Below are 24,009 nucleotides of genomic sequence, written 5' to 3'. Positions count from 1 at the left end.
GCCCCTTCCGATCCGGACAACCTAGCGCCGGGTCGAGCGGCCGCCAAGCCGGGAAAAGGAGGGGCGCGTCAGGTGGCCACGTGCCGCGCGAGCCGCGTCTCCAGCCTGGTCTGGCCGAAGCCGAGGATCAGGCAGATGACCCAGTAGTAGATCGCCGCGACGCCGTACAGCGCGAAGAAATCGAAAGTCGGCGCGGCCGCCAGCTGAGCGACCCGCAGCAGTTCGGTCACCAGGATGGTGGAGGCCAGCGACGTGTCCTTCACCAACGAGATCAACGTGTTCGACAACGGCGGCACCGCGATGCGCGACGCCTGCGGCAGGATGATCAGCCGCATCATCTGCGGATACGTCAGACCCAACGCCTGCGAGGCCTCCCACTGCCCCTTCGCGACGCTGAGAATGGACGCGCGCACGATCTCCGCGGCGTAGCCACCGACATTGAGGCTGAACGCGATCACCGCCGCCGGGAACGGATCGATCACCAACCCGAACTGCGGCAGCGCGTAGAACACGATGAACAGCTGCACCAGCAGCGGCGTGCCGCGGATGATCGAGATGTAGAACCGGGCGGCCGCCGACAGCGGCCACACCGGTGACATCCTGGCCAGCGCGACGAACAACGCGATCGCCAGGCCGATGACGAAGCTGACCGCGGTGAGCGGGATGGTCATCTTGAGGGTGGCCTGCAGCATCGGCCACAGGTTGTGCCAGATCAGTTCCCTGGTAGCGGGGTCCATGGAGGGCGTCGGCTACTTGCTGACGTCGGTGCCGAAGTATTTGTCCGAGATCTTGGCCAGCGTGCCGTCGGCGCGCAGTTCGGTGAGCGCCTTGTCCACGTCCTTGATCAGCGCGTCGTCCTTGCGGGCGGCGAAGGCCTGCTGGCTGGTCTCGCCGGTCTTGCCGGAGACCTTCACGCCCGTGTCGCCGGTCTTCTTGGTGTACTCGGCGACGGCGAGGGTGTCGTTGACGGTGGCGTCGACGCGGCCGTTCTTCAACAGCTGGATGGCCTGCACGAAGCCTTCCACCGCCTCGACCTTCGCGCCCGCATTGGTGGCGACCTTGCCCCAGTTGCTGGTGGCGGACTGGGCGCAAGTCTTGCCCTTCAGGTCGGCCAGGGTGCTGATGCCGTTGTTGTCGGCGCGGGTGACGATCACGCCGTCGGAGGTGGTGTACGGGGCGGACAGCGCGTACTTGCCCTTGCGCTCGTCGTTGATGGTCACCTGGTTGGCCACCAGGTCGAAGCGCTTGGACTCGAGTCCGGCGAAGATGGCGTCCCACGGGGTCTGCACGAATTCGACCTTCTTGCCGAGCTTGTCGCCGATCGCCTGGATCACCTCGACGTCGTAGCCGGTGATCTTGCCGTCGGCGCCCTGGAAGCTGAACGGGGAGTAGGTGCCTTCGGTGCCGACCTTCAACACATTCGGATCGCTGCTGCTACCGCAGGCAGTGAGCCCGGTGGCGGCGACGATGGCGAGCATGGCGGCGGCGAACAGCTTGCGACGCACGGGTTCCCTCTCTTCGGTACGCGGACATCCCACGCACAACACGCAAATCCGGCTCATGCTACGCCGGGACTCATCCGAAGGACCCTATATCGATCATGGTGCGCGCAAGGGTTGCACTCGCCGAATCCGACGACGAGTCGCGAGCCGCTGCCCCATTTCTCGGGCCCCTGACCTGCCGCGACCGCGCCGGGCAGGCACCGCCGGATCGTCGATGCCGTCCCTCTTCGACCGTGGTTCGGTCACGCTGCCCGCTGCCACCTCCGCCACGGGGTCACTCGATATCGCCGAGCGTCCGGCGCACGTCGCGGTGGCAGCGATGCCAAGTCATATAGCCGGCACTGTCAAGAATCTGAAATGGACGGAACCGATCCGGAGATCGATGCGTCAATAACCAGCGACAGACAAATCCGGCAACTCATGAGGTTATTTCGACATGCCACGAAAGGAGCTCAGCTGACTGATTAGAGATATGCCGACCAGAAAATCCGAGTCGGGGAGCTGTCACTCCCCGACCCGAGATCTGCGCATGCACGCAATAAGTCACATACCAACCAACGATTGGATTTCTCGATGATCATCAGTAGGTCCGTAGCGACCAGCGCAATCATACTCACCGCCTTGGCCGGCGCGAGCACCACCGCACCGGCGTTCGCGGCCGCACCACCGACTTCGGCCGCGGCGATTCGAACCGTCACCGATTCGATCGAATCCGGCTCCGTCAAGGTCAATGCCGACCTCTCGGCTCTCGACTTCACCCGGATGACGCAGACTGCGGCAAACGGTGAACTCCGCGTCACGATCCCGGTGGCGACCGGCGGCACGCCGTTCAGCAACCTGCAGCTCGTGGTGAACCGCGACAACGAGGTCACCGACTACAGCGAGGTTCATGTCACCGAGTACACGCCCGACGCCGGACACGTTACGACGTGGTCGAAGGATCAGGTCGTACTCGACCAGGACTTCACCGCCGCGACGGATCGGGCGATCAAACGCGGCATCGGCGATGCGGTCCGGGAGCTGAACTCATGCCTTTCCGGCGCCGGAATTCCCGCATGGCTGCTCACCGCGGTAATGACGGCCTGCAGATTCGCTATCGGCCCGGGTCTGGCCGCCTGCCTCATCGGGGGTGGCATCGGCGAAGCTACCGCCGCTTACTGCCAAGGTCGCGCACTCTCCAAGCTCTGACCTTCCCCCATCCCTAACAGATAAAAGCACGATAGAAAGATAGTCAACAATGAGCGTAATTCGCAAAACCATCTCCATTGCCATCCCGGTTGCCGCCGCTGCCATGCTCTTCGCCCCGGCGGCGAATGCGGAAACACAGCCCAGTGAAACTCGGGTCAATCACCAGATCACTCGAGTATCCGCGTATACCGCCGGGCTTCCCATGGCTCCGCTCAAAAAGGGAAGAGTAGATGATGCCATCCGCTGCCTGGAACAGAACGGAGTCCCGAAAGCAATCGCCTCGGCGGCGGCGGGCGCCTGCCTTGTCTACCCCTTGCCCGCGAAGGTGATCCCTTGCTTCATCGCATTCGGCATTGCCAGCGGAATGGCTGACCGCTGCGGCGGATAGTGCCGGTCTGACGGCTCCGGTCCCACCGGGCCGGACATAACGCCGGCCCCGCTTGCCAACAAGCGGGGCCGGTCAGGTGTTGTCGCTCGGCTACACCGTCAATCGCGCAGGGGGCGGCCGTCGCTGTCGGGGACCTTGCCGGTCAGCATCAAGATGCCGTCGATCACGCCCCAGATCCAGCCGAGGGTGAAGCAGGTTACCGCGCTGACGATGAGCTGTGCGACGCCCAGGCCGGTGTGGCCGGTGTAGAAGCGGCCGACGCCGAAGCTGCCGAGGAAGATCTGCAGCAGGCCCGCCACGAGCTTCTGCTTGTCGGAGAACGGGGCACCGAACTGGTCACGGCCCCACGGCGCTTCCGGATCGTTCGGGTTGTAGCCCTGCGGGCCGAACCCACCGGCCGGTGGGTAGCCGCCCGGCTGCTGGCCGTACGGGTTGGGCTGGCCGTACTGCGGCTGGGCGTACGGGTCGGCGGGCGGCTGCTGGGCGTAGGGCTGCGAGTCGTACTGCGGCAGCGCCGAGGTGTCCTGCGGCTTGTTCAGATCCGGCCCCGTACCGGGCGGACCGTACTGCGGTCCGCCGAATCCTGGGTTGTTCTGCTGGTAGGGGTCGGTCACCAATGTCCTCCTCATTCGTGCTGGGCACCCTCTGCCCGGCATTGATCGATCTGCCGAGCGGGGAAGATGCTCGCGACGATCACGAGTCATTGTGGTCGGACCAGTGTGATTTGTCGCCCCGTAATGCTCGGCTCTCCCCCGGGTTATCGCAGGCGATACGCCATCGTTATCGGCGAGGGGAAATTCGGAGCAAACCGGTGGGCGTACGGCGGTGCCGCCGCGTAATGGGCGGCGGCACCGTCGTATTCAGGACTTGTCGGAATCCGTGGCTTTCTTCGCTGCGGTCTTCACCGTGGCGGTGTCCTCGGCGGTGGCGGTGTCGGCGTCCGTGCTGGTTGCCGGTTCCTCGGCAGTCGCCTCGATTACTTCGGTCGACTCGTCTGTCTCGAGTTTGTCCGTAGCTGTCGCGCCGTCGGTCTCGTCGGCCGAATCCTTTTCCAGCGCAACCTTGTCCGAGGCCAGCGCCGCCTCGGACGCGGCGGCCGCCGCACGCAACTTGCCGAACTGCCACGGCCACGGCCGACGTTCCGTCGACGGTTGCAACTGTTCGGCGGTTTCCCTGCCCTTGGTCGCGAACACGAAATAGGCGATGGCCGCGAGGAATACGACCGCCGAGGTGAACGAGTTGATCCGAATGCCCGCGATCTTGGTCGCCTCGTCGTCACGCATCAACTCGACGAAGAACCGGCCGAAGCTGTAACCCGCGACGTAGAGCGCGAACAGGCGCCCGTGCCCGATCTGGTAGCGCTTGTCCAGCTGCACGAGCAGCACCACGATCAGCACGTTCCAGATCAGCTCGTACAGGAACGTCGGGTGCACGACCTTGTCGACGACGCCATTGGAGACGCCGTTCATCGCGTCCGGCTTCAGGTTGTCGTTGTAGCGGAAGTAGATCTCCAGGCCCCAGGGAAGGTCGGTCTTGCGGCCGTACAGCTCCTGGTTGAAGTAGTTGCCGAGGCGGCCGATGGCCTGGGCCAGCAGGATCGGCGGGGCGATCGCATCACCCAATGCGGGCAACGGGATTCGATACACCCGGCAGCCGATCCAGGCGCCGACGCCACCGAGCGCCACCGCGCCCCAGATGCCGAGGCCGCCGTTCCAGATCTCCAGCGCGGCCTTGGGGTCGCCGTCGGGGCCGAAGTACTTCTGCCAGTCGGTGGCGACGTGATAGAGCCGGCCACCGACCAGACCGAACGGCACCGCGAACATCGCGACGTCCAGGATCGCGCCCTGCTGTCCGCCGCGGTCGCGCCAGCGCCGTTCGCCCCACCAGATGGCGACGACGATGCCGATGATGATGCACAGCGCGTAGGCCCGCAGCGGGAATGGGCCGATGTGCCACACGCCCTGCGGGGGGCTGGGTATGTACGCCAGGACTCGTAAGGTCACGGGGCCACCGTAGCGGAGAAGCTCAGCGACACTGGAACCACCGCACCGGCACAGTCGTCCCCAGACCCGGGGAGCGGTCGAGCGGGCTAGGAGGCGACGGTCGCCGAACGCACACCCTCGGCCAGTTCGGCGGTCAGCGCGCGGACCGCGTCGAGGCTCTCACCGGCGGCGCTCACCAGCGCCGAACCCACGATGACTCCGTCTGCGTAGGAAGCGATTTCGGCCGCCTGCGCGCCCGAGCGAACGCCGAGACCGACGCCGATCGGGATGTCGGAATGCGCCCGGATCCGCGCGCACAATGCGGGCGCCGCGGAGGACACCACATCGCGGGCGCCGGTGACGCCCATGGTCGAGGCCGCGTACACGAAGCCGCGCGACGCCTCCAGGGTCTTCACCAGACGCTCCTCGGTGGAGGACGGCGCGACCAGGAAGATGCGGTCCAGGTTGTGCGTGGACGAGGCGACGAACCAGTCGTCGGCCTCTTCCGGAATGAGGTTCGGCGTGATGATGCCCGCGCCACCGGCGCCGGCCAGGTCACGCGCGAAACGGTCGACGCCGTACGCCAGCACCGGGTTCCAGTAGCTCATCACCACGGCCTGTCCACCCGCCGAGGTGATCGCCTCGACGACGGAGAACACGTCGCGGACCCGCACGCCGCCGCGCAACGCCTGATCGGCGGCGGCCTGGATGGTCGGGCCGTCCATCACCGGATCGGAGTAGGCGACGCCGACTTCGATGATGTCGCAACCGGATTCGACCATGGCGCGGACGACCTCGATGGAACCGGCCAGATCCGGGTAGCCCGCGGGCAGGTAGCCGATGAGCGCCGCACGGCCTTCACCGCGCGTCGCGGCAAAGGTATTGGCAAGACGAGACTGTTGACTCACGACTGCGCCTCGCTGACGCTCGGCTCCGTCGACGCCATAGACGCTGTATCCATGGTTCGCTCGCTGCGCTCCCTCACGACTGCACCGCCCCCTCATCGAACAGCCCGAACCAGCGCGCCGCCGTATCCATGTCCTTGTCGCCGCGGCCGGACAGATTCACCAGGATGACCGCGCCGGGCCCGAGTTCCTTGCCCAATTGCAGCGCGCCAGCGACCGCGTGCGCGGACTCGATCGCGGGGATGATGCCCTCGCGACGGCTGAGCAACAGCAGCGCGTCCATCGCCTCGGTGTCGGTGATCGGCAGGTACTCCGCGCGACCGATGTCCTTGAGCAGCGCGTGCTCCGGGCCGACGCCCGGGTAGTCCAGACCGGCCGAGATGGAGTGCGACTCGATGGTCTGGCCGTCCTCGTCCTGCAGCAGGTACGAGTAGGCGCCCTGGAACGCACCCGGCGTGCCACCGGTGAAAGTGGCCGCGTGCCTGCCGGTTTCGACGCCGTCGCCGGCCGCCTCGTAGCCGATCAGGCGGACGTCGGGATCGTCGAGGAAGGCGTGGAAGATGCCGATGGCGTTGGAGCCGCCGCCCACGCAGGCGACGACCGCGTCGGGCAGCTTGCCGGTGGATTCCTGTACCTGCACGCGGGCTTCCAGCCCGATGACGCGCTGGAAGTCGCGCACCAGCATGGGGAACGGGTGCGGGCCCGCGGCGGTGCCGAAGCAGTAGTAGGTGTCGTCGGCGTTGCTGACCCAGTCGCGCAGGGCCTCGTTGATCGCGTCCTTGAGCGTCTGCGAGCCGGTGGTCACCGAGATGACCTCGGCGCCGAGCAGCCGCATCCTGGCCACGTTCAAGGCCTGCCGCGCGGTGTCGACGGCGCCCATGTAGATGACGCAGTCGAGGCCGAGCAGCGCGCAGGCGGTCGCGGTGGCGACGCCGTGCTGGCCCGCGCCGGTCTCCGCGATGATGCGGGTCTTGCCCATCCGCTTGGCGAGCAGGGCCTGGCCGAGCACATTGTTGATCTTGTGAGAACCGGTGTGGTTCAGGTCTTCTCGCTTGAGCAGGATGCGCGCGCCGCCCGCATGCTCGGCGAGCCGCGTGCATTCGAACACCGGCGACGGGCGCCCGGTGTAGTCGCGCTGCAGCCGGTCGAGCTCGTTGAGGAAGTCCGGGTCGAGCCGGGCCTTCTCGTAGACCGCGGTGACGTCTTCGATGACCGCCATCAGCGCCTCGGGCACGTGCCTGCCGCCGTAGACGCCGAAGTGGCCGCCGGTGTCGGGCTCGTGCTTGCTGCGGTGCGCGACGCCGTCGCTGGCCTTGGGTAGTTCGGTCACTCCGGTCACCGGCCCCGCCGCGCCGGCTTCGGGCAGGACGGGTGGGTGCCCGCGGTCACCAGCTCGGACACGGCGGCGCGCGGATCACCGCTGGTCACCAGGCCCTCGCCGACGAGGACGGCGTCCGCCCCGGCACCGGCGTAGGCCAGCAGGTCGGCAGTGCCGCGGATGCCGGATTCGGCGATCCGGATGACCTCGGTGGGCAGGCCGGGCGCGATCCGGGCGAACACGTCCCGGTCCACTTCCAGGGTCTTGAGGTTGCGGGCGTTCACGCCGATCACCGAGGCGCCTGCCTCGAGCGCGCGGTCGGCCTCCTCCTCGGTGTGCACCTCGACGAGCGCGGTCATGCCGAGCGATTCGGTGCGGTCGATGAGCGAGGACAGCACGTCCTGCTCCAGCGCCGCGACGATCAGCAGGATCACGTCGGCGCCGTGCGCGCGGGCCTCGTGGATCTGATACGGCCCGACGACGAAGTCCTTGCGCAGGATCGGGATGCTCACGGTGGCGCGGACCGCGTCCAGGTCTTCCAACGACCCGTGGAAGCGGCGGCCTTCGGTCAGCACGCTGATGATGCGCGCGCCGCCATCCTCGTACGACTTGGCCAGGCTGGCCGGGTCGGGGATGTCGGCGAGTTCGCCCTTGGAGGGACTGGCCCGCTTCACCTCGGCGATCACGCCGATGCCGTCTTCGAGGAGGGCCGCGCGTGCGTCGAGCGGGCTGTTGGCCGCCGCGGCGGCCGCTTTGATCGCCTGGAAATCGAGGAGGGCTTCCCGCGCGGCGACATCCGCGCGGACCCCGTCGAGAATCGAGTCGAGTACCGTCATCTGGCTCGAATCCTTTCTGGGGAGACGGACTTGCTGCCTGAGAATCTCCCCAGGCGCTGTCTCACCGATGCTGACAAAGAATAAATGGGCGTACCGGGCGCGTTTGCGCCGGGGCATGTTGTGGACCAGGCAACCAGTCCGTGCGCAAGGTGGGTACCGCCACAGTCGCCGTGCGCGAATCGCTCAGCGGACAGGTCCGCCCGGCCGGCCTGCGTCCGGATCGTCGGGTCGCCCACCGGAGTTCACCGCGTCCTCGGTGGGGTCGGTGCCCGCGTCCAGCGCGTCCCACAGCACGCGTTCGGACAGCTGGGTGCTGCCCGGTTCGGCGGCGTCGTCGCGCTGCTTGGTCACCTGCTCGGTGGCGGCGGCGCGGCGGACCACCGGGTTGTCGTATTTGCCGGACAGTCGCGCGGTGTCCTGTGGCATCCGGGCGAGCAATCCGCCCGCCGCGAACGCCGCCAGCGCGCCGAGCAGGGCGAGTACGGCTGGGAGTACCGAGGTGGTCGCCTCGCCGACCTGCGCCCGGGCGGGGAGCTCGGCCAGCTTTGCGGCGCGTTCGGCGATCTTGCCGGAGTTGGTGAGCAAGGCGAAGGCCGGTACCGCGGCTACGGCGGCGACCAGGGCGAGGACCACGCCGAGGACGCGGCGTAGCCAGCCCCTGGTGGCCAGCACGGCCGCGATCGAGGCGAGCAGCACCAGGGCCAGCGGGGTGAGCGCGCCGAACCAGACGCCGCCGTTGAGGTGGTCGGTGCGTGGTTCGGTGAGGCCGTCGGTGGAGGTGACCGTCACCCAGGTCATCCGCGAGGAGCCCCACAGCGCGGCGGCCGCGACGGCGAGCAGGACGAGCGCGCCGATCGGGGATTTGCGCCGCGCGGGTTCGACCGTCTCGGCACCCGCGGTTTCCGGGGTGACGAGGTCGGGATCGGGTGTCGCCCCGGCACTTTCACCGCTGGCGTGGTCGTCGCGGTGAACGCTGGAATCGAGGGCCGACGTTTCGGTCGGCCGTCCCGAATCGGCCCCTGGGATGGCGGGGTCGCCGTCGCTGGGCCCCGCCGTCATGCGTCGCCGCCGTTCGTCGCGCCGTACGCGCGCACCGTCTTCGCCGCCGCGATCGCCTTGAGCACCGCCATCGCCTTGTTGCGGGCCTCGACGTCCTCGTATTCGGCGACCGAATCGGCGACGATGCCCGCGCCCGCCTGGACGTAGGCGGTGCCCTCTTTCAGAAGCGCGGTGCGGATCGCGATCGCGGTGTCCGCGTCACCGGCGAAGTCGAGGTAACCGACGACGCCGCCGTAGACGCCGCGGCGGGTCGGCTCGAGCTCTTCGATGAGTTCCATCGCGCGCACCTTCGGCGCACCGGACAGCGTGCCCGCCGGGAAGCAGGCGCGCACCGCGTCGAACGCGATCTTGCCTTCCGCGAGGCGGCCCGACACCGTGGAGACCAGGTGCATCACGTGGCTGTAGCGCTCGATGTGCCGGTACTCGGTGACCCGGACGGTGCCCGGCTGGCAGACCCGGCCGAGGTCGTTGCGGCCGAGGTCGACGAGCATCAGGTGCTCGGCGTTTTCCTTCTCGTCGGCGAGCAGGCCCTTCTCCAGCAGCAGGTCGTCCTCCTCGGTGGCGCCGCGCCAGCGGGTGCCCGCGATCGGATGTGTCGTCGCGACACCGTCTTTCACGGTGACCAGCGCTTCCGGGCTGGAGCCGACGATGGAGAACGCGGTGCCGCCGTCGCCGTCCGGGATGTGCAGCAGGTACATGTACGGGCTCGGGTTCGACGCGCGCAACATCCGGTACAGGTCCAGCGGCGCGCCGTCGTAGTCCATTTCGAAACGCTGCGAGAGCACCACCTGGAACGCCTCGCCCGCCTCGATCTCCTTGACCAGGCGGCGCACGCCGACTCCGAATTCCTCGGTAGTGCGGCGGCGGCGGAATTCCGGCTCGGGCCGATCGAAAACCGACACCGTGGACGGTGCGGGGGCGGCCAGCGCCTCGGTCATCCGGTCCAGCCGGGCGACCGCGTCGTCATAGGCCTCGTCGACCCGGTCGGCGGTGCCGTTCCAGTTGACGGCGTTGGCGATCAGCGTGATCGCGCCCTCGTGATGGTCGAACGCGGCGAGATCGGTGGCCAGCAGCAGCACCATCTCGGGCAGTCGCAGATCGTCGAGTGCCAGGTTCGGCAGCCGTTCGATCCGGCGCACCGCGTCGTAGCCGAGGTAGCCGACCATGCCGCTGGTGAGCGGCGGCAGGCCGGGCAGTCGCTCGGTCTGCAGCAGTTCGAGGGTTTCGCGCAGCGCCTGCAGCGGATCGCCGCCGGAGGGCGCGTCGACCGGGATGTTGCCGAGCCACGCCGCCTCGCCGTCGACCACGGTCAACGCCGACGGGCTGCCCGCGCCGATGAACGACCAGCGCGACCACGATCGTCCGTTCTCCGCCGACTCGAACAGGAACGTTCCCGCTCGGTCGTCGGCCAGCTTGCGGTACGCGGAGAGCGGAGTTTCGGAGTCCGCCAACACCTTTCGGGTCACCGGGACAACTCGATGTTCCGCGGCCAGCTGGTGGAACTGTGCACGGGTCGTGGTGGTGGGAGTCGACGCGCCTTGCATGAGCCCATCCTCCCAGGTCCGTCCGACACCTTCCCGGGCGCACCCCGAAGGGATCCGCGGGGTCGATGACGCACCCCCTCCAATTCACACCAGTCACAAACACGACCGCCCGGTTCTCATCCCCCAGGAAGCGCTGTGACGGGCGTCTCTATGCTCGCTCCGTTCCATCTCGCACGCGGTATCCATGATCGAGAGGAGACAACTGATGTACCCCTCGCAACCGGAGGGCAGGCATGCCGCCCCGGGCGGTGCGCCGAGCCAGCCCCCACGGATGGTCGGTCTGCAGTCGAAGCCAGGCCAACAGGGTGCCCCGAACGCACTAGCCACCTTCGTCACCTACGCGAAGGCCCTCGAATCCCTGGACAAGAACCACTTCCCGGACGAATACGCCACGCACGCCGACCGGATCAAGGAACTCAAGCCGTTCCTGCGCGCGCACGGCATTCTCGACGTCATGCAGATCAAGAACCCCGAAGTCGCGGCACTGATCGGCATATAGGACGTAGCCGCGTCGCCGGCAGGCAGGCCGCAGACGGCCGGCAGGCAGGCGGTTGGCCATTGAGCCCGAACGGACCGGTACCGGGTGCGACATGTGCCCGGTACTGTCCCTTTCTATGCAGACAGGACAGCTCGCCCCCCAGTTCGAGCTCCCCGATCAAACCGGCACGCCCCGTTCGCTCGACGCGTTGCTCGCGGACGGTCCACTGGTCCTCTTCTTCTATCCCGCCGCCAACACCCCGGTGTGCACCGCGGAGGCCTGCCATTTCCGTGACGTGGCAGGCGACTTCGCCGCGCTCGGCGCCTCGTGCGCCGGCATCAGCGCCGACGGCGTCGACACCCAGGCCGGTTTCGCCGACAAGCAGGGGCTCGGTTATCCGCTGCTGTCCGACCCCGATGGCACGGTCGCCGCGCAGTTCGGCGTCAAGCGCGGGCTGCTCGGCAAGCTGGCGCCGGTCAAGCGGCAGACCTTCGTCATCGATCAGGACCGCACCGTCCGCAAGATCATCACCGGCGAGTTGCGCGCCAACGTGCACGCTGACGAGGCGCTGAAGTTCCTGCGCGAGCGCGCGCAGTAGTTCCCGGCGCGTCCCGGGCGACACTCGGGACGGTCGTACCGGAAACGCCGGAGCGATCACCACGTTTCCGCCGCTCACCCGGCTTACGCTGGGCTCATGACTGCGACCGACGGACAGCTGGAGCAGAAATCGACCGGGATCGCCTGGAAGACCTGGGTGATCGGCGGGCTCGCGGTGCTCGCCGTGCTGTTCATCGCCTACTTCATCCTGTCCGCGTTCATCCCACGCTGGTGGGCGCAGCGAATCGCGGAGATGGTCAACGGCAGCTTCGCCAAGGGCATCGGCTGGGGTCTGGTCTTCGGCGGCGTGTGCACGGTGATCCCGCTGTTCCTGCTGTTGTTTGCGCTGCGGGTGTGGCGGCGCCGGGGCGGCCGGTTCATGGCGGGCGCGGCCGTGGTGATCGCCGTGCTCGTCGCGATCCCCAATCTGATGACGCTGACCATCGTGCTCGGCGGCAGCAACGCCGCCCATGCGGGACAACGGATTCTCGATGTCGACGCGCCCGCCTTCCGCGGCGCCACGATGGCCGGTGCGATCGCCGCCGCCGCGATCTGGCTCGCGGCGCTGGCGTTGATCATCGCGCGCTGGTGGCGGCGCAGGCATCCGAAGCGGCAAACCACCCAGCCGACCACCGCCGATCCGGCCATGACCCGCCCGGACGGTTTGTGAGTGAACTCACGCTACTCAGCATCTGCATGACGGGCGAGCGAAGTCGTGGCAAACTCAAAGCCACGGGTGACTGTGAACATGCTTTTCAATAATCGGTAGGCTTCCTAACAAAACCACGTCACTTGGCTTGAAAGAAGGCACACAGTGACGAAGTGGCTCGACCCCGTAGAACAACGAGCTTGGCGCGCGATTGTCGCGTTGATGACCCGCCTACCAGGCGCTTTGGATACCCAGCTACAGCGCGAATCCGGAGTCACCCATTTCGAGTATTGGGTTTTAACCTTGCTTTCCGAGGAACCGGGCCATCGACTGCAGATGAGTGACCTCGCCCACAAGGCAAATGCATCGCTATCACGACTTTCGCACGTCGTGTCGAAGCTGGAGCGGATGGGCTGGGCCGAGCGCTCGGCTACCGCCGGGCGCCGCGGCGTGCAGGCGGTACTGACAGACGACGGCTACCACAAGGTGATCGAGGCGGCGCCCGGTTATCTGGATGCGGTGCGTCGCTTGGTATTCGACGGTTTGGAGCCGGAGCAGACGGCGCAACTGGCCGAGCTGAGCGAGCTGCTCGCCGACCATCTCACCGATGCGCTGAGCCGAGCCGGTGGGACAGATCAGGAAGATCGGCCCGCGAACTCCTAGCTCAGGCCGGATCGGCCAGCAGCACATCGGCGTCGAAACAGGTGTGCGTCCCCGTGTGGCACGCCGCGCCCTCTTGATCGACCACCAGCAGGATGGTGTCGCCGTCACAGTCGAGCCGGACCTCGTGCACGTACTGGGTGTGGCCGGAGGTCTCCCCCTTCACCCAATACTGCTGACGCGAACGCGAAAAGTAGGTCGCCTTGCGCGTTTCCAACGTGCGGGCCAGCGCCTCGTCGTCCATCCACGCGACCATCAGCACGTCGCCGGTGCCGCGTTCCTGCGCGACGGCGGCGACCAGACCGGCGTCGTTGCGCTTGAGCCTGGTGGCGATGGCGGGATCGAGAGTCATAGCACCGTTATAACAGTCAGACATGGGCGCGACGCAGGGCGGCCACGGTGTCGTCGTCGGATTCGTCGAGCGCGACGGTGAGCGTGTCGCGGTAGGTGTCGCCGGCCGCGCGGTGCCGTTCGCGACCCTTGTCGGTGATCACCGTGTAGACGCCGCGCCGATCATCGGGACACAGGTCGCGGTAGGCCAGTCCGGCGGCGTCGAGCCGGCCGACCAGCCTGGTCACCGAGCTCTGGTTCAGACCGAGTCGCGCGGACAGATCCTGCATCCGCAGCTCGCCGTCCGGCGCCTCGGCCAGGAAGCCCAGCGCCCGGAATTCCGAGAGCCCGAGGCCGTACCCGCGCTGTACCGCCGCCGCCAATTTGCCCTCTACCTGGGCGTGCAGGGCGATCAACCGGTTCCACATCTGCTCGTCGTGCTCGCTGTTTGACACCACTTATTTGTACATGCATACTTCTCATCACGCAAGGTAGTTGCATATACATACAACTAAAGGAGCTGTTCCTCATGGCCTGGATCTACCTGATGATCGCGGCGGTTTTCGAAGTGGTCTTCGCGCTCGCGACCAATGCCACGCACGGATTCACCGTGCTCGGCCCGTCCCTGCTCACCGCCGCGGCCGCGGCGGGCGGCATCTTCTTCCTCAGCCTGGCGCTACGCACCCTCGACGTCGGGGTGGGCTACACGGTCTGGACCGGCATCGGCTCGGTCGGCACCGTCACCCTCGGCACGGTGATCTTCCACGAGACGCTCAACGTCTGGAAGGTGCTCGCGTTCGTGCTGATCATCGGCGGCGTGCTCGGACTCAAGCTCGCCGACACCCTCGCGACCCGCGCGGCCACGCCGGTTGCCGCCTGATCCCCCACTTCACCACCCGTACAGGAGTTTTCGTCATGGCCTGGTTCTTCCTCGGCATCGCCATCGTCTTCGAGATCGCGTTCGCACTCGGCACCAACGCGACCAACGGCTTCACCAAACTCTGGCCGTCGGTCTTCACCCTGCTCGCCGCGGCGGGCGGCATCTTCACCCTGAGCCTGGCCCTGCGCACGCTGGATGTCGGTGTCGGATACACCATTTGGACCGGTGTCGGCGCCATCGGCACCGTCATCCTCGGCGCCCTCGTCTACCACGAGAAGATCACCCTGCCCAAGGTCGCGTCCTTCGCCGCGATCATCGCGGGCGCGGTACTACTGAAGGTGGCCTCGGGAGCCTGAAACGCCCTCGCTCCAGCGCACTTTCACGCGCGAACGACCCGCTCGGCAGACTGGCCGAACGGGTCGTTCGCGTATTGCTATGCGGTGCGGTTCAGTTCGCCGAGCAGTTGCCAGGTGCGCTGTTCGTCGGCAGGGGTGGTCAGGTCGGTCAGGGCGAAGACGACGTCGGTGGCGCCTGCCTCGAAGTACTCGGCAACGCGGTCGGCGATGGTCTGCTCGTCGCCGATGACGACGAGGTCGGCAGCACGAGATGCGCCGGACAGCTCGATGATTCGCTGATAGGACGGAATGTCGTTGTAGAACGCGGTCGACTCCTCGGCCGCCGCACGAGCCCGCTCGACATCGGCGGTGACGACCCCGGGAACCATGGCGACGATGCGCGGCACAGGTCGGCCCGCTCGCTCAGCGGCCTTGGTGATCGGTGCGACGACCTGCTCGGCCAGCGCCTTCGGGCCCACCAGGAAAGGCAGTGTGCCGTCGGCGAATTCGCCGGTGACCCGCAGCGCCTGCGGTCCCATCGCGGCGACCAGCACCGGCACGGCCGGCTTCGCACCCGCCACCGCGGCGGGGAGCGGCGCTACCGCGGTGAGCGTCTCGCCATGGAAATCGACTGTGCCGGTGTCGAGTACGGTGCGCAGCGCGGTCAAGAACTCGCGCAGCCGGGCGATCGGCCGGTCGAAGGTGACGCCGAACACCGGCTCGGTGAACGCCTGCGTGCCGAGAGCAAGACCGAGCGTGAACCTGCCGTGCGTCGCCGCCTGCGCAGTCTGCGCCTGACTGGCGATCAGCAGCGGATGTCGCGCCGAGATCGGCACCGCCGAGGTACCCACCTCCAACTCGGGCACCTCCCGCCCGACCAGCGCGGACAACACGATGCTGTCATGGCTGAAGGTATGACCGAACCACAGCGAACTAAGCCCCGCCGCCGCGACTTGCTTACCAGCGGCGACAGCGGCATCCACCGCATTGTCGGTCACGTCGAGCGTGAACGGGGACAGCGCAACACCGATGCTCATCCCCAAACCAACACGACCCCACGCAAACAAGATTCCCCCACGGCGGATTCCCGCTGCCCACCAACCACCCCGCCCCACCACGCCGCGCACATCCCCACCCGCCGCGCACGAAATCGTCGGCAAACCCATGCGCAGCGCGCAAACCCATGCGCAGCGCGCAAAACCACGCGCAGCACGCAAAACTGCGCGCGGTAGACCACGAAGAACGCAGCGTGACGATCCCCGCGCACCGCCAGCGCCGCGCACACAATCTCGCGCCGCGCACGAAATCGTTGGCAAACTCGTACGCAGCGGGCGAAGTTGGGCGCGGCGAGCGAAAATGTACGCGGCGGGGCACGAGGTGCGCAGCGCGGCGAGGCTGCGTACCTTCCGAGGCCGCGCGCGTATTCTCGCGCTGCGTGGGAAATCGTCGGCGAAGTTGGGCGCGGCGGGCGAAGTTGGGCGCGGCGCGTAGGGGTGGTGGGGTTAGCGGACGATGATGTGTTCGGCGCGCATGGAGTTTTTTACCTGGCCGATGGTGAGGTCGCCGAAGTGGAAGACGCTGGCGGCCAGGACTGCGTCGGCGCCTGCTTGGACGGCGGGGGCGAAGTGTTCGACGCGGCCCGCGCCGCCGCTGGCGATGACGGGGACGGAGACCGCGGCACGGACGGCGCGAATCATCGGGAGGTCGAAGCCTGCCTTGGTGCCGTCGGCGTCCATCGAGTTGAGCAGGATCTCGCCGACGCCCAATTCGGCTCCGCGCGTTGCCCATTCGATGGCGTCGAGGCCGGTGCCGCGTTTGCCGCCGTGGGTGGTGACCTCCCAGCCGGAGGGGGTGGCGGGCTGTCCGGCGGGCACCGTGCGCGCGTCGACGGACAGCACGATGCACTGTGAGCCGAACCGCTCCGACATCTCGCGCAGCACCTCGGGCCGGGCGATGGCGGCGGTGTTGACCGAGACCTTGTCGGCGCCGGCCCGCAGCAGCCGGTCGACGTCCTCGACGGTGCGTACGCCGCCGCCGACGGTGAGCGGAATGAAGATCTGCTCGGCGGTGCGGGTGACCACGTCGATCATGGTGCCGCGGTCGCCGGTGGAGGCGGTGACGTCGAGGAAGGTCAGCTCGTCGGCGCCCTGCGCGTCGTAGGTCGCGGCCAGCTCGACGGGATCGCCTGCGTCACGCAGGTTTTCGAAGTTCACGCCCTTGACCACCCGGCCCGCGTCGACGTCCAGACACGGAATCACGCGTACCGCCAACGTCATTGCCTCACCCTTCATCGGCCACCGTGCAGATCATTTCGAGCAGCTCCTCGTGCACGCCGGGCGCGGCGGCCAGCACCGAGCCCGAGGTGATGGTCCACGGCGCGCCGGCCAGGTCGGTGACCACGCCACCCGCGGCGCGGATCAGGGCGACGCCCGCGGCGTTGTCCCACGGATGATGGCCGAACACGATGGCCCCGCCGAGCACGCCGGACGCGGTGAACGCCAGGTCGATGCCGGTGGAGCCGTGCATCCGCACCCGGGAGGAGAGCCGACTGAGCGGTCCGAGTAGATCGAAGCGGAACTGCCCCGGGATCCGCCCTCGCGCATCGACATTGAACGCGCCGAACCCGATCATCGCCTCGGCCAGCTTCCCGTGCGGCAACGGTGGCAGCGGTTGGCCGTTCAACAGGACCGGGCCGCCTTCGATCGCGGCGTAGCGCTGCCCGAGCAGCGGCAGCCAGGTCAGTCCGAGCACCGGCTCACCGTCGTGCACCAGCGCGAGCAGCATGCCCGAAAGTGCGTGTCCGGACGAGTAATTGAAGGTGCCGTCGATCGGATCGAGCACCCACGCGGTGCCGGAGACGAGCTGCGGTCCGCCGAATTCCTCGCCGTGCACCTTGATTCCGGTGCGCCGCTCCAGCTGGGCGGAGATGGTGCGTTCCAGCTCCAGGTCGAGTTCGGTGGCGAAGTCGTTGCGGCCCTTGGTGACCGCGCTCGGGGCGCCGACCCCCTCGATGAAGCGTGAGGTGACCGAGTCCAGGATCTCGCGGGCGACAGCGAGCAGTGCCGATAGGTCCGGGCTCATCTCACCGCGGCCAGCGCCTCGGGCAGCGTGAACCGGCCCGCGTAGAGCGCCTTGCCGACGATCGAACCCTCGACACCGTCGGGTACCAGTTCGGCGATCGCGACCAGGTCGGCGATGGTGGAGACGCCACCCGAGGCGATGACCGGCGCGTCGGTGGCGTTGCTCACCTCGCGGAGCAGGTCCAGGTTCGGGCCGGTCAGCGTGCCGTCCTTGGTGACGTCGGTGACCACGTAGCGGGAGCAGCCGTCGCGTTCCAGGCGCTCCAGGACCTCCCAGAGGTCGCCGCCGTCGCTGACCCAGCCGCGACCGCGCAGCCGGTATTCGCCGTCGATGATCCGCACGTCCAGGCCGACCGCGACCCGCTCGCCGTACTTGGCGATGGCCTTGGCGCACCACACCGGATCCTCCAGCGCGGCGGTGCCGAGGTTCACCCGGGCGCAACCGGTGGCCAGTGCGGCCGCCAGGGTGTCGTCGTCGCGGATGCCGCCGGACAGCTCCACCTTGACGTCGAGTTCGCCGACAACCCCGGCCAGCAGTTCACGATTCGAGCCGCGCCCGAACGCCGCGTCGAGATCGACCAGATGCACCCACTCCGCACCCGCGCGCTGCCATTCCAGGGCGGCGTCGCGCGGCGAGCCGTAGTTGGTTTCGCTACCGGCCTCCCCTTGCACGAGGCGCACAGCCTCTCCATTGGCAACGTCGACGGCGGGTAGCAGCACAAGACTCACGCAACCACCCTAATAGTTCCGTATCGCCGCCCAGTCTCCGGCCTGCGCATATAGGAGCTGCATCACCGATCGAGTATGCGGGTCAGCAGTCGGACGAGCTCAGCGCGTTCCGCAGGATTGAGACCGGCGAGCAGTTCGTCCTGCGCACCGGCCAGCCGCTCGTCGAGTTCGGCGAGATGCGCCGTGCCCGCGTCGGTGATGGTGACGATTTTGCGCCTGCGATCGCCTTCGTCCGGGCTGCGTTCGACGAAGCCTCGGTCGGCCAGCTCGTTGACAGTGGCGACGATGTCGCTGCGGTCGATGCGCGTTCGTCTACCCAGGTCGGCCTGGCTGATCGAGCCGAACTCGCCGAGTGCGGCGAGCAGCGCGTAGTGGTAGCGCCGGGAACCGGTGGCGTTCAGCGCGCGCTCGGTGGCCCGGTTGGCGACGAGGGCAACTTGATTGACCAGCCGGGTGGGCAGCGCCCGCAGCCTGGCGGGAGCACCCTCGTGCGAGATCTCCATGGCAGCAATCTAACTCTTGTTGGTCGCACCCACAATATGTTAACGTTGGTGTCACCAACGTTGGACTAGCCAACATTTAAAATGAAAAGGCAACACCATGAGCGCACTGCCCCTGACCCTGACCGCAGACAGCACCCAACGGCAGCTGCGAGAGTTGTTGGACCGCAACGAGATCACCGCATTGGTCGACCGACTCGGCCGCGCCCTGGACGAAGGCCGCTTCGACGACCTCCAGGCCCTCTACACGCCCGACGCGACCGCGAAAACCCCCGGCGGCAAGGCCGAGGGACGCGCCGCACTGACCGCCCAGGCGCGCCGGAATCACTCCGCCGACAAGCGAATTCAGCACTTCATCGGCAACGTGATGATCGACCTGGACAACGACAAGGCCGAGGTCAGAGCGAACCTGATCGCCACTTTCGCCCCGGCCACCGGAACCATTTCCGAACCGCAATACACCCTCGGCGAGATCTACCGATTCGACGCGGTCCGCACGCAGGCGGGCTGGCAACTGTCCCGCGTCGAGACCACCCCGCTCTGGTCCACCGGCACCCGCCCCTGACGTTCAGGGCAGCGTGGCAAGCACTCGGCGGCGGTAGCAGACCAGCGCGGTCAGCGCCGCCGCCACGATCCGGACCCCTCCCCGATCTGGAATTCCATTGCGGCGCGCTCGATCTCGGCGAAGGCGTGCTTGTCACGATCGTCGAACAGGTCCCCCGGGCGCCCCCCGCTCCCGGGGAATCGCCGGTAGTGTCTCGCCTCGGCGACCACTCCGTTCGCCGCTTCCGTACTCTCCCTAGGGATCTCGTATGTCGCGCTCGACCCTCGCTGCCGTGCTCCTGCTTTCGGCCGCCACCTGCACCGCGGTGCTCGCCACCGCGCAGACCGCCGCGGCTGCCCCGCCCGAGGAGGCGCGGCTGGCCGGATGCGATTTCGGCACCATCGCGGGGACCTACGATTACGCGAATTTCGGCGAGCACGCGGGCAAGATGCTCGACATCACCACCGGCGCGTTCCGGGCGGAGTTCGAGGACGCCCGGCCGGCCATTCAGGCGAACGCCGCCGCGAGTCACGTCCACGCGACGGTCGATTCGGTGGATTGCCGGATCGTTTCCGGTGACGAGGCGCGCGCGGACGTGACCGTCGACGTGGTGCGCACGACGACCAGCGACGAGACCGGCGGCATGCCGAAGACCATCAAGATGTCGCTGCTGTGCACCGTCGAGAACGTGAACGGCCGCTGGCTGGTCAACCGGGCCGAAACCAAGTAGGCCCGTTCGGGTTACAGCGCCTGCACCCAGTTGAGCAGTAGCTGAGCCCCGGCGTCGCCGGACTTCTCCGGGTGGAACTGGGTGGCCGACAGCGCCCCGTTCTCCACCGCGGCGAGGAACGGCACGCCGTGCTCGGCCCAGGTCAGCTTTGGGGTCGCGAAATGCTCACCGGGCGGAAGATCCCACGTCTGGGCGGCATAGGAGTGCACGAAATAGAAGCGGGTGTCCTTGTCCATGCCCGCGAACAGCACGCTGTCACTCGGCGCGGACACGGTGTTCCACCCCATGTGCGGCAGCACCGGCGCGGACAAACGTTCCACCACGCCAGGCCATTCCGCGCAGCCGTCGGTCTCCACGCCGAATTCCACACCGCGCTCGAACAGGATCTGCATGCCGACGCAGATGCCGAGCACCGGACGGCCACCGGCCAGCCGCTGGCCGATCATCCGCTCGCCCCGCACCTTTCGCAGTCCGGCCATGCAGGCGGCGTAGGCGCCGACACCGGGCACCACGAGGCCGTCGGCGGCCAGCGCGATCGCCGGATCGGCGGTCACCTCGACCTTCGCGCCCGCCCGCACCAGCGCGCGCTCGGCCGAATGCAGATTGCCCGAGCCGTAATCGAGCAGGGCAACAGATTTCAGAGTCACAAGGTCCCCTTCGTAGAGGGAACACCCTGCACCCGCGGATCCAGCTCGACCGCGGCACGCAAAGCCCGTGCCACCGCCTTGAATTCGGCCTCGGTGACGTGGTGCTGGTCGCGGCCGTACAGCACGCGCACGTGCAGCGCGATGCGGGCGTTCAACGCGATCGACTCGAAGACGTGCCGGTTCAGCACCGTGGAATACGGTGCGCCGGGGCCGGAGCCGGGAATCACGGCGTGCAGCAGGTGTTCCGGTTCGCCGGTGTGCACACAGTAGGGCCGCCCGGACACGTCGACCGCGGCGTGCGCCAAGGTCTCGTCCATCGGAATGTAGGCGTCGCCGAACCGGCGGATACCCACCTTGTCGCCCAACGCCTTTCCCAGCGCCTGGCCGAACACGATCGCGGTGTCCTCCACCGTGTGGTGCGCCTCGATCTCAGTGTCGCCCTCGGCCCGCACGGTCAGGTCGAAGCTGGCGTGCGCGCCGAGCGCGGTCAGCATGTGGTCGTAAAACGGGACGCCCGTGGCGATCTCGGTCTTGCCGGTGCCGTCCAGGTCCAGCTCCACCACGATGCTGGACTCTTTGGTGACGCGCTCCACCCGCGCAGTTCGGTTCATGATTGCTTCCTCCACAGGCGGATTCATCGGGGCGTCAGGTCTGTGTCGACCAGGACTCGGCTGACCTTCAGGAATTCGTCGTTCTCCGCGGCCAGACCGATGGTGGTGCGCAGGTAGCCGGGGATGCCGACGTCGCGGATCAGCACACCGTGGTCCAGGTAACGCTGCCAGCTCGCGGCGGCGTCGGTGAATCGGCCGAACAGCAGGAAGTTCGCGTCGCTGGGGATCACGTCGAAGCCGAGCTCGGCCAGCGCCGCCGCCACTCGATCGCGTTGCGCGGCGAGTTGTGCGACGCTGCCGAGGGTTTCGTCGGCATGCCGTAGCGCCGCCCGCGCGGCCGCCTGGGTGACCACCGACAGGTGGTACGGCAACCGCACCAGCAGCATCGCGTCGATCACCGCGGGCGCGGCGATCAGGTAGCCGAGTCGGCCACCAGCGAAGGCGAACGCCTTACTCATGGTCCTGGTCACCACCAGCTTGGCCGGGAAACGGTCGATCAAGGCGATGGCACTCGGCTGCGCAGAGAACTCGCCGTAGGCCTCGTCGACCACCACGATGCCCGGCGCGGCTTCCAGGATCCGCGCCAGGTCATCCTGCGGAATGCTATGTCCGGTCGGGTTATTGGGGCTGGTCACGAACACCACGTTCGGCGAACGCTCCGCGATGGCGGCCACCGCGTAGTCGACGTCGAGGGAGAAGTCCGCGTTGCGCTTGGCCTCGATCCATTCGGTGTCGATGCCCTCCGAGATGATCGGGTGCATCGAGTACGACGGCACGAAACCCAGTGCACTGCGGCCGGGTCCGCCGAAGGCCTGCAGTAGCTGCTGCAGGATCTCGTTGGAACCGTTCGCCGCCCAGACATTGCCGGTGTCCACCGCGACACCCGTTTGCCCGCTGAGGTATTCGGCCAGGTCGCTGCGCAGCGCGACCGCGTCCCGGTCCGGGTAGCGGTGCAGGTCGGCGGCGGCGATCCGAATGGATTCGGCGACGTCGTCGATCAGCGCCTTGCTCGGCGGGTGCGGGTTCTCGTTGGTGTTCAGCTGCACGGGCACCGTCAATTGCGGTGCGCCGTAAGGCTTCTTGCCGCGCAGATTCTCCCGCAACGGTAGGTCGTCCAGGCTGATATCCGCGCCCGGGACGGTGGCCTGCCTGCTCATGACAGCGCCTCGAAACGCGCCTGCACGGCCTGACCGTGCGCGGGCAGGTCCTCGGCATTGGCCAGCGCGACAACGTGACCGGCGACATCCTTCAGCGCCGCCTCGGTGTAGTCGACCACGTGAATGCCGCGCAGGAAAGTCTGCACGCTCAAACCCGAGGAGTGCCTGGCACATCCGGCGGTCGGCAGCACGTGATTGGAGCCCGCGCAGTAGTCGCCGAGGCTCACCGGTGCGTACGCGCCGACGAAAATCGCTCCGGCACTGCGCACTCGGGCGGCCACGGCGGCCGCGTCGACGGTCTGGATCTCCAGGTGCTCGGCCGCGTAGGCGTTCACCACGCGCAGGCCCTGCGCGATGTCGTCGACGAGCACCGTGCCGGACTGCTTGCCGCGCAACGCTTCCGTCACCCGGTCGGCGTGCTTGACCACGACCATCTGCCGGGTGAGCGCCGCGTCCACGGCGTCGGCCAGCTCGGCGCTGTCGGTGACCAGCACGCTGGCCGCGAGCACATCGTGCTCGGCCTGGCTGATCAGATCCGCCGCCACGTGCACCGGGTCGGCGGTCGCGTCGGCCAGGATCGCGATCTCGGTCGGCCCCGCCTCCGCGTCGATGCCGACCAGGCCGCGGCACAGGCGCTTGGCAGCGGTCACGTAGATATTGCCGGGCCCGGTGATCAGATCGACCGGCTCCAACTGCGCACCGTCAGTGTCCACGCCACCGTAGGACAGCAGCGCCACGCCCTGCGCACCGCCGACCGCCCACACCTCATCCACGCCGAGCAACTGCGCGGCGGCCAGGATCGTCGGGTGCGGCAGGCCACCGAACTGCGCCTGCGGCGGCGAGGCCACCACCAGCGAGCCGACGCCCGCGGTCTGCGCGGGCACCACGTTCATGACCACGCTGGACGGGTAAACGGCGTTGCCGCCGGGCACGTACAGTCCGACCCGCTCAACGGGCACCCAGCGCTCGGTCACCGTGCCGCCGGGCACCACCTCGGTGGTCTTGTCGGTGCGTCGCTGATCGGCGTGCACCTTCCGTGCTCTGGCGATGGATTCCTCGAGCGCCGCACGCACGGCAGGATCCAGCTCGGTCAGCGCCTTTTCCAGCTCGGCCGCAGGCACGCGCACCGTCGCCGGGCTCACCCCGTCGAACTGCTCGCTGTACTCCTGCGCCGCCGCGACGCCGCGATCCCGGATCGCCTCGACCACCGGTCGCACATGATGCAGCACCGAGTCCACGTCGACTCCCCCGCGCGGCAGCGCGGCGCGCAGCTCGGCAACGGAGGGAGTGCGACCGCGCAGATCAACGCGGGCGAGCTCGATGCGGGTAGTCATGTGGTGTCGATCCTTGTCCTCAGCCG

30 protein-coding genes are annotated in these 24,009 nt (G+C 67.8%); 10 read left to right on the top strand and 20 right to left on the bottom strand.

Features of this window, described 5'->3' with window-relative positions; genetic code table 11:
* Nucleotides 1-68: 68 nt before the first annotated feature.
* Nucleotides 69-737: an amino acid ABC transporter permease gene (locus ACFWF1_RS17095; RefSeq protein ID WP_379289380.1), complete on the bottom strand. Its 669-nt coding sequence runs from the start codon at nt 735-737 to the stop codon at nt 69-71.
* A 12-nt stretch (nt 738-749) separates the two neighbouring features.
* Entirely contained in the window at nt 750-1,478 is a 729-nt protein-coding gene (locus ACFWF1_RS17090; RefSeq protein WP_379289509.1) for an amino acid ABC transporter substrate-binding protein, read from the bottom strand.
* Between the two features lie 597 nt (nt 1,479-2,075).
* Between ACFWF1_RS17090 and ACFWF1_RS17085 the strand changes: the two genes are divergently transcribed.
* Nucleotides 2,076-2,690: a hypothetical protein gene (locus tag ACFWF1_RS17085; RefSeq protein ID WP_379289378.1), complete on the top strand. Its 615-nt coding sequence runs from the start codon at nt 2,076-2,078 to the stop codon at nt 2,688-2,690.
* A gap of 49 nt (nt 2,691-2,739) precedes the next feature.
* Entirely contained in the window at nt 2,740-3,078 is a 339-nt protein-coding gene (locus ACFWF1_RS17080) for a hypothetical protein (RefSeq protein ID WP_379289376.1), read from the top strand.
* 98 nt (nt 3,079-3,176) lie between these two features.
* On the opposite strand, the gene ACFWF1_RS17075 is transcribed toward ACFWF1_RS17080, so the two are convergent.
* From ACFWF1_RS17075 to ACFWF1_RS17045, 7 genes are all read right to left on the bottom strand, one after another.
* Entirely contained in the window at nt 3,177-3,692 is a 516-nt protein-coding gene (locus tag ACFWF1_RS17075) for an NINE protein (RefSeq protein WP_379289374.1), read from the bottom strand.
* Nucleotides 3,693-3,938: 246 nt separating this feature from the next.
* A complete protein-coding gene (gene lgt / locus ACFWF1_RS17070; RefSeq protein ID WP_379289372.1) occupies nt 3,939-5,081 on the bottom strand; it encodes a prolipoprotein diacylglyceryl transferase in 1,143 nt (380 codons plus the stop codon).
* Between the two features lie 86 nt (nt 5,082-5,167).
* A complete protein-coding gene (trpA, locus tag ACFWF1_RS17065) occupies nt 5,168-5,968 on the bottom strand; it encodes a tryptophan synthase subunit alpha (RefSeq protein WP_379289371.1) in 801 nt (266 codons plus the stop codon).
* Nucleotides 5,969-6,041: 73 nt separating this feature from the next.
* The gene (gene trpB, locus ACFWF1_RS17060; protein ID WP_379289369.1) at nt 6,042-7,304 is read right to left on the bottom strand and encodes a tryptophan synthase subunit beta; all 1,263 of its coding nucleotides are present in this window, start codon (nt 7,302-7,304) and stop codon (nt 6,042-6,044) included.
* The gene (gene trpC / locus ACFWF1_RS17055; RefSeq protein WP_357391335.1) at nt 7,301-8,119 is read right to left on the bottom strand and encodes an indole-3-glycerol phosphate synthase TrpC; all 819 of its coding nucleotides are present in this window, start codon (nt 8,117-8,119) and stop codon (nt 7,301-7,303) included. Before trpC ends, trpB begins: the two co-directional genes overlap by 4 nt.
* A 183-nt stretch (nt 8,120-8,302) precedes the next feature.
* Nucleotides 8,303-9,178, bottom strand: coding sequence for a TIGR02234 family membrane protein (locus ACFWF1_RS17050; RefSeq protein WP_379289367.1), 876 nt, complete (start codon nt 9,176-9,178; stop codon nt 8,303-8,305).
* On the bottom strand, nt 9,175-10,722 hold the full coding sequence (locus ACFWF1_RS17045) for an anthranilate synthase component I (RefSeq protein WP_379289366.1): 1,548 nt from the start codon (nt 10,720-10,722) through the stop codon (nt 9,175-9,177). The genes ACFWF1_RS17050 and ACFWF1_RS17045 overlap by 4 nt, the downstream gene beginning before the upstream one ends.
* 205 nt (nt 10,723-10,927) lie before the next feature.
* On the opposite strand from ACFWF1_RS17045, the gene ACFWF1_RS17040 reads away from it, so the two are divergent.
* The 4 genes from ACFWF1_RS17040 to ACFWF1_RS17025 all read left to right on the top strand — a co-directional run bounded on the left by ACFWF1_RS17040 (nt 10,928) and on the right by ACFWF1_RS17025 (nt 13,109).
* A complete protein-coding gene (locus tag ACFWF1_RS17040; protein WP_379289365.1) occupies nt 10,928-11,221 on the top strand; it encodes a hypothetical protein in 294 nt (97 codons plus the stop codon).
* A gap of 115 nt (nt 11,222-11,336) precedes the next feature.
* The gene (locus ACFWF1_RS17035) at nt 11,337-11,798 is read left to right on the top strand and encodes a peroxiredoxin (RefSeq protein WP_379289364.1); all 462 of its coding nucleotides are present in this window, start codon (nt 11,337-11,339) and stop codon (nt 11,796-11,798) included.
* A 96-nt stretch (nt 11,799-11,894) separates the two neighbouring features.
* Nucleotides 11,895-12,467: a permease gene (locus ACFWF1_RS17030; RefSeq protein WP_379289362.1), complete on the top strand. Its 573-nt coding sequence runs from the start codon at nt 11,895-11,897 to the stop codon at nt 12,465-12,467.
* A gap of 201 nt (nt 12,468-12,668) precedes the next feature.
* Nucleotides 12,669-13,109 (top strand): MarR family transcriptional regulator, encoded by a 441-nt coding sequence (locus tag ACFWF1_RS17025; protein ID WP_357391329.1) that lies wholly within the window; start codon nt 12,669-12,671, stop codon nt 13,107-13,109.
* Between the two features lies 1 nt (nt 13,110).
* Here the strand turns inward: ACFWF1_RS17025 and hisI are convergent, their stop codons facing one another.
* Both hisI and ACFWF1_RS17015 read right to left on the bottom strand, forming a co-directional pair.
* On the bottom strand, nt 13,111-13,458 hold the full coding sequence (gene hisI / locus ACFWF1_RS17020) for a phosphoribosyl-AMP cyclohydrolase (RefSeq protein WP_357391328.1): 348 nt from the start codon (nt 13,456-13,458) through the stop codon (nt 13,111-13,113).
* Between the two features lie 16 nt (nt 13,459-13,474).
* Nucleotides 13,475-13,891, bottom strand: coding sequence for a MarR family winged helix-turn-helix transcriptional regulator (locus ACFWF1_RS17015; protein WP_379289361.1), 417 nt, complete (start codon nt 13,889-13,891; stop codon nt 13,475-13,477).
* Nucleotides 13,892-13,965: 74 nt separating this feature from the next.
* Between ACFWF1_RS17015 and ACFWF1_RS17010 the strand changes: the two genes are divergently transcribed.
* Nucleotides 13,966-14,316, top strand: a complete 351-nt coding sequence (locus ACFWF1_RS17010) for a DMT family transporter (protein WP_379289359.1) — start codon at nt 13,966-13,968, stop codon at nt 14,314-14,316.
* A gap of 35 nt (nt 14,317-14,351) precedes the next feature.
* Entirely contained in the window at nt 14,352-14,672 is a 321-nt protein-coding gene (locus tag ACFWF1_RS17005) for a DMT family transporter (protein WP_379289358.1), read from the top strand.
* 77 nt (nt 14,673-14,749) lie between these two features.
* Here the strand turns inward: ACFWF1_RS17005 and ACFWF1_RS17000 are convergent, their stop codons facing one another.
* The 5 genes from ACFWF1_RS17000 to ACFWF1_RS16980 form a co-directional block, all read right to left on the bottom strand.
* Nucleotides 14,750-15,688 (bottom strand): TIGR03564 family F420-dependent LLM class oxidoreductase, encoded by a 939-nt coding sequence (locus ACFWF1_RS17000; RefSeq protein ID WP_379289357.1) that lies wholly within the window; start codon nt 15,686-15,688, stop codon nt 14,750-14,752.
* 465 nt (nt 15,689-16,153) lie between these two features.
* The gene (gene hisF, locus ACFWF1_RS16995; RefSeq protein ID WP_379289356.1) at nt 16,154-16,927 is read right to left on the bottom strand and encodes an imidazole glycerol phosphate synthase subunit HisF; all 774 of its coding nucleotides are present in this window, start codon (nt 16,925-16,927) and stop codon (nt 16,154-16,156) included.
* A gap of 4 nt (nt 16,928-16,931) precedes the next feature.
* Nucleotides 16,932-17,732: an inositol monophosphatase family protein gene (locus ACFWF1_RS16990; RefSeq protein WP_379289354.1), complete on the bottom strand. Its 801-nt coding sequence runs from the start codon at nt 17,730-17,732 to the stop codon at nt 16,932-16,934.
* Nucleotides 17,729-18,460: a bifunctional 1-(5-phosphoribosyl)-5-((5-phosphoribosylamino)methylideneamino)imidazole-4-carboxamide isomerase/phosphoribosylanthranilate isomerase PriA gene (gene priA / locus ACFWF1_RS16985; protein ID WP_379289353.1), complete on the bottom strand. Its 732-nt coding sequence runs from the start codon at nt 18,458-18,460 to the stop codon at nt 17,729-17,731. The genes ACFWF1_RS16990 and priA overlap by 4 nt, the downstream gene beginning before the upstream one ends.
* 62 nt (nt 18,461-18,522) lie before the next feature.
* Nucleotides 18,523-18,963 (bottom strand): MarR family transcriptional regulator, encoded by a 441-nt coding sequence (locus tag ACFWF1_RS16980; protein WP_357391322.1) that lies wholly within the window; start codon nt 18,961-18,963, stop codon nt 18,523-18,525.
* 97 nt (nt 18,964-19,060) lie between these two features.
* Between ACFWF1_RS16980 and ACFWF1_RS16975 the strand changes: the two genes are divergently transcribed.
* On the top strand, nt 19,061-19,525 hold the full coding sequence (locus ACFWF1_RS16975; RefSeq protein WP_379289351.1) for a nuclear transport factor 2 family protein: 465 nt from the start codon (nt 19,061-19,063) through the stop codon (nt 19,523-19,525).
* 247 nt (nt 19,526-19,772) lie between these two features.
* A complete protein-coding gene (locus tag ACFWF1_RS16970; protein ID WP_379289350.1) occupies nt 19,773-20,234 on the top strand; it encodes a hypothetical protein in 462 nt (153 codons plus the stop codon).
* A gap of 11 nt (nt 20,235-20,245) precedes the next feature.
* On the opposite strand, the gene hisH is transcribed toward ACFWF1_RS16970, so the two are convergent.
* From hisH to hisD, 4 genes are read right to left on the bottom strand one after another with little or no spacing between them, the layout of a single operon-like run.
* On the bottom strand, nt 20,246-20,881 hold the full coding sequence (gene hisH / locus ACFWF1_RS16965; protein WP_379289348.1) for an imidazole glycerol phosphate synthase subunit HisH: 636 nt from the start codon (nt 20,879-20,881) through the stop codon (nt 20,246-20,248).
* Complete coding sequence (hisB, locus tag ACFWF1_RS16960) at nt 20,878-21,495, bottom strand: imidazoleglycerol-phosphate dehydratase HisB (protein WP_379289507.1); 618 nt, start codon at nt 21,493-21,495, stop codon at nt 20,878-20,880. Before hisB ends, hisH begins: the two co-directional genes overlap by 4 nt.
* A 20-nt stretch (nt 21,496-21,515) precedes the next feature.
* On the bottom strand, nt 21,516-22,649 hold the full coding sequence (locus tag ACFWF1_RS16955) for a histidinol-phosphate transaminase (RefSeq protein WP_379289346.1): 1,134 nt from the start codon (nt 22,647-22,649) through the stop codon (nt 21,516-21,518).
* Entirely contained in the window at nt 22,646-23,983 is a 1,338-nt protein-coding gene (gene hisD / locus ACFWF1_RS16950; protein ID WP_379289344.1) for a histidinol dehydrogenase, read from the bottom strand. Before hisD ends, ACFWF1_RS16955 begins: the two co-directional genes overlap by 4 nt.
* Between the last annotated feature and the right edge of the window lie 26 nt (nt 23,984-24,009).

It is taken from the genome of Nocardia sp. NPDC060255 (assembly GCF_042727395.1).
Lineage (GTDB): Bacteria > Actinomycetota > Actinomycetes > Mycobacteriales > Mycobacteriaceae > Nocardia.
The sequence above is the reverse complement of the archived record's forward strand: the minus strand, read 5'-3'. Positions and strand labels throughout refer to the sequence as shown.